This window comes from Mycobacterium sp. 852002-51057_SCH5723018, from assembly GCF_001667035.1.
In the GTDB taxonomy this organism is placed as follows: Bacteria; Actinomycetota; Actinomycetes; order Mycobacteriales; family Mycobacteriaceae; genus Mycobacterium.
Map to the genome: position 1 here is coordinate 1 of NZ_LZIR01000095.1, position 3,849 is coordinate 3,849.

4 protein-coding genes and 1 pseudogene are annotated in these 3,849 nt (G+C 68.7%); 1 reads left to right on the top strand and 4 read right to left on the bottom strand.

All coding sequences use genetic code 11. The features are described 5' to 3' along the window. Positions 1-474 (bottom strand): annotated as a pseudogene (trmI, locus tag A5764_RS19725) (tRNA (adenine(58)-N(1))-methyltransferase TrmI); the annotation flags it as partial. A gap of 74 nt (positions 475-548) precedes the next feature. Between trmI and A5764_RS19730 the strand changes: the two are divergent. Next, the gene (locus A5764_RS19730) at positions 549-1,415 is read left to right on the top strand and encodes a RecB family exonuclease (protein WP_067115876.1); all 867 of its coding nucleotides are present in this window, start codon (positions 549-551) and stop codon (positions 1,413-1,415) included. On the opposite strand, the gene A5764_RS19735 is transcribed toward A5764_RS19730, so the two are convergent. The 3 genes from A5764_RS19735 to hisG all read right to left on the bottom strand — a co-directional run. Continuing rightward, positions 1,416-2,795 (bottom strand): FAD-containing oxidoreductase, encoded by a 1,380-nt coding sequence (locus A5764_RS19735; protein WP_067115878.1) that lies wholly within the window; start codon positions 2,793-2,795, stop codon positions 1,416-1,418. After that, positions 2,792-3,301 carry a DUF4126 domain-containing protein gene (locus tag A5764_RS19740; protein WP_067115881.1) on the bottom strand — a complete coding sequence of 170 codons (510 nt, stop codon included), beginning with the start codon at positions 3,299-3,301 and terminating at the stop codon, positions 2,792-2,794. Before A5764_RS19740 ends, A5764_RS19735 begins: the two co-directional genes overlap by 4 nt. A 120-nt stretch (positions 3,302-3,421) precedes the next feature. Continuing rightward, positions 3,422-3,849: ATP phosphoribosyltransferase (gene hisG, locus A5764_RS19745; protein ID WP_369807346.1), on the bottom strand; the 428-nt coding region annotated here is incomplete at its 5' end.

The following is a 3,849-nucleotide window of genomic DNA, read 5'->3' on the forward strand; positions in this document are numbered from 1 at the left end:
GATCGGCTGCCAGTTGTCCGGTAGGCGGCCGGAGAACACCTCGACGTTGCGGCGAGCGTGCTCGGCATGGTCGGCGCGCTGTTCGTAGGACACCACCCGCCCCTCGGCCCCGACCGCGCGCAGCAGCGAGCAGGTCAGCGCCCCGGATCCCGCTCCTGCCTCCAGCACTCGCGCGCCCGGAAAGATGTCGCCCTCGTGCACGATCTGCGCGGCGTCCTTGGGGTAGATCACCTGGGGCCCGCGCGGCATCGACATCACGTAATCGACCAGCAGCGGACGCAACACCAAGAACGCGGCGCCGTTGCTGGTCTTGACGACGCTCCCCGATTCCAGCCCGATCACCGCATCGTGGGCGATCGAGCCGCGATGGGTGTGAAACTCGGCCCCAGGAGTGAGCGTCATCGTGTAGTGCCGGCCCTTGGCGTCGGTGAGTTGGACGCGTTCGCCGGCGGCGAACGGACCGGTTGCGGACACGCCGTCTAGCGTGCCAGCCGACTCGCCGCCGGCGGTGCTTGGGGGTTGTCGGCGCCCGGTTCTACGCTGCGAACATGACCGACCAGCCGGAGGGACGCGCACGGCCTGCGCTCTCACCGTCGCGGGCGGCCGATTTCAAGCAGTGCCCGTTGCTGTACCGGTTCCGGGCGATCGATCGGCTGCCCGAGGCGCCGTCGACTGCGCAGCTGCGCGGGTCGCTGGTGCACGCCGCACTGGAGCGCCTCTACGGTCTGCCGGCGGCTTCGCGGGGGCCGGACACCGCGGTATCGCTCGTGGAGCCCGCCTGGGAGCAGGTGATCGCCGCGGAACGCGACCTGGCCGCGGACCTGGACTCCGCGCAGCGAACCGAGCTGCTGGCGGAGGCCCGCGCGTTGCTGTCGGGTTATTACCGCCTGGAAGACCCGACCCGGTTTGATCCGCAAAGCTGCGAGGAGCGGGTGGAGGTCGAACTCGCCGACGGAACGCTGCTGCGTGGCTTCATCGACCGCATCGACGTCGCCGCCACCGGCGAGCTGCGGGTGGTCGACTACAAGACCGGCAAGGCACCGCCGGAAGCGCGAGCGCTGGCCGAGTTCAAGGCGATGTTCCAGATGAAGTTCTACGCGGTGGCGCTGCTGCGTTCCCGCGGTGTGCTGCCCACCCGATTGCGGATCATCTACCTGGCCGACGGCCAGATGTTGGACTACGCGCCGGATCGCGACGAGCTGTTGCGCTTCGAGAAGACGCTGATGGCGATCTGGCGCGCCATCCAATGGGCCGCTCCGACGGGCGATTTCCGGCCCAGCCCGTCGCGGTTGTGCGACTGGTGCCCCCACCAGCAACTCTGCCCTAGCTTCGGCGGGACCCCGCCGCCCTACCCCGGATGGCCGGATCGTCCGGTCGCGCAGGGGGTTTCGACTCCCACCGAACCGGCCGCGTAGCTAGTCGAGCGGCGACATCTCCTGCAATATGGTCGGGATTAGCTCGCTGACGGTCGGGTGAATGTGCATCGTGCGCGATAGCGTGGTGTACGGCGCCTTGGTTGACATGACGTCCAAAATGGCGTGAATCGCCTCGTCACCGCCGACCCCGAGGATGGCAGCCCCCAGGATCTCGTCGGTGTCGGCGTCCACCACCACCTTCATAAAGCCTTGCGTCTCACCCTTTTCCACCGCCCTGCCCACGCGGGTCATCGGCCGCTTGCCGAGCAGCGCCTTGCGCCCCGACGCGCGGACCTGGTCGACGGTCATGCCGGCGCGTCCCAGCGGCGGGTCGATGTAGAGGGCGTAGGTGGTGATGCGGTCGCTCACCCGGCGCGGGTCGTTGTCGAGCAGGTTGCCGGCGACGATCTCGAAATCGTTGTACGAGGTGTGGGTGAACGCGCCCTTGCCGTTGCAGTCGCCCATCGCCCAGATGTGCTCGACGTTGGTCCGCAGCTGGTCGTCGACCACGATGTAGCCGCGGTGATCGGTCCGCACGCCCGCCGCCTCGAGGCCCAGGTCGTCGGTGTTGGGGCGTCGCCCCACCGCCACCAGCAGATGACTGCCGGCGATGGGGGCCGCACCTGCCGCGGGGGTGAGCTCAAACCCGTTGTCGTTCTTGGCGATTTGCACGTCGTCGGCGCCGACGACGATTTCGACCCCTTCGGCCTCCAAGATCTGCCTGACGGTGGCGGAGACGTCCTCGTCTTCGCGGGACGCCAGCCGCGGTCCCCGCTCGACGACGGTCACCCGGGCCCCGAAGCGACGGTACATCTGCGCGAATTCCAGCGCGATATAGCTGCCGCCGAGGACGACGAGATGCGTTGGCACCGTGTCGAGTTCGAGGATCGACACGTTGGTGAGGAAGTCGACATCGGACAGGCCCGGGATGTCCGGCACCACCGCGCGGCCGCCCACGTTGAGGAAGATCCGGTCGGCGTGCAGCAGGTCGCCACCGGGGCCACCGACGCTGACGCTGTGCGGGTCCTGGAAATGGGCATGGCCGCGAATCAGGCTGCAGCCGTCCATGTCCTCCAACCAGCTTTCGACGCCCTTGCGGTCGGCGAGCATGACGTCGTCTTTGCGCGCCTTGACTTTGGCCATGTCCACGCTGACGGGACCTGTCCCGACACCGTATTCGGCGCCGCGGCGGGCCAGCTGGGCGGCGTGCGCGCTGGCCACCAGGGTCTTGGTCGGGATGCATCCGGTGTTGACGCAGGTGCCGCCGACCAGTTTGCGCTCGATGATCGCGACCCGCTGCCCGGCCGCAGTCAGCCGGCCGGCGAGCGGGGGCCCGGCCTGCCCGGCACCGACGATGAGCGCGTCGAAATGCTCGGTCACTTAACGGCCGTCAGCAGGTACTCCGTCAGGACGTGACCCGTCATCGCGACGATGGCGAACGCGCCCAAGATCGCGACCGCGTCCTCGAGCAGTGCGATGGGCAGGTCCCTGCCGGCCGCGGCGGCTAGGCGTTTGCGTGCCTGGTAGCCGCCGAGGGTGCCGAGCACCGCGCCGATGACACCGGCCCCGAGCGCGGTGAAGGTCCAGTGCGGCCATGCGCCCAGCACCGCGCCCGCCAACCCGCCCGTGATGATCCGGGCGGCGAAGATCGGTGGCGCCGTGCGGGAGGGTGTCTTGGGCAGCTTGTCGTTGACCAGTTCGCCGACGGCGAGAACGGTGAACACGATCGCCGTGATGATGTTGGCCATCCAGGACGCCCATGTGCCGTGCAGGTCGATCCAACCAAGGAAGCCGGCCCAGGCCACCACGGCGGGAGCCGTCAGCGACCGCAGTCCGGCGACCACACCGATCAGCAAAGCCAGCAGGACAATAAGCACGTGTGTCACGAAGACCCTCCTGGGGGAAGAACAGCCCGGCATCGATAAGGGAGGACCGCCCATGGGGGTAACACGGGCAAGCAGCCCTAGGCGGACGCTAACACAGCCGCGCCCAGCGCATCCGTTTGGTCAGAACCGGCAGAACCTGATGTCGGATGCCAGAATCGCTTTGGCGCCGATCGCGGCGAGCTCGTCCATGATCTCGTTGACGCCGCGACGGGGCACCAGCGCGCGGACCGCCACCCAATCCGGTTCGGCGAGCGGGGCGATGGTCGGCGACTCGAGCCCCGGCGTGATCGCGGTGGCCTTGTCCAACACCGAGCGCGGGCAGTCGTAGTCCAGCATCAGATATTGCTGGCCGAACACCACGCCCTGAATCCGCGCGACCAGTTGATCGCGCGCCGGCTGGCCGGCTTGGCCGCCTTGGTCGGCGCGCTCAATCAGCACCGCCTCCGAATCGCACAGCGGCTCACCGAAGGCCACCAGATCGTGCAGGCTCAGGGTGCGCCCCGACCCCACCACGTCGGCGATGGCGTCGGCCACTCCCAGCTGCACCC

Bases quoted from the DNA above. Each gene is read 5' to 3' on its own strand.
- A5764_RS19730 (WP_067115876.1), top strand. From the start codon at position 549: ATGACCGACCAGCCGGAGGGACGCGCACGGCCTGCGCTCTCACCGTCG.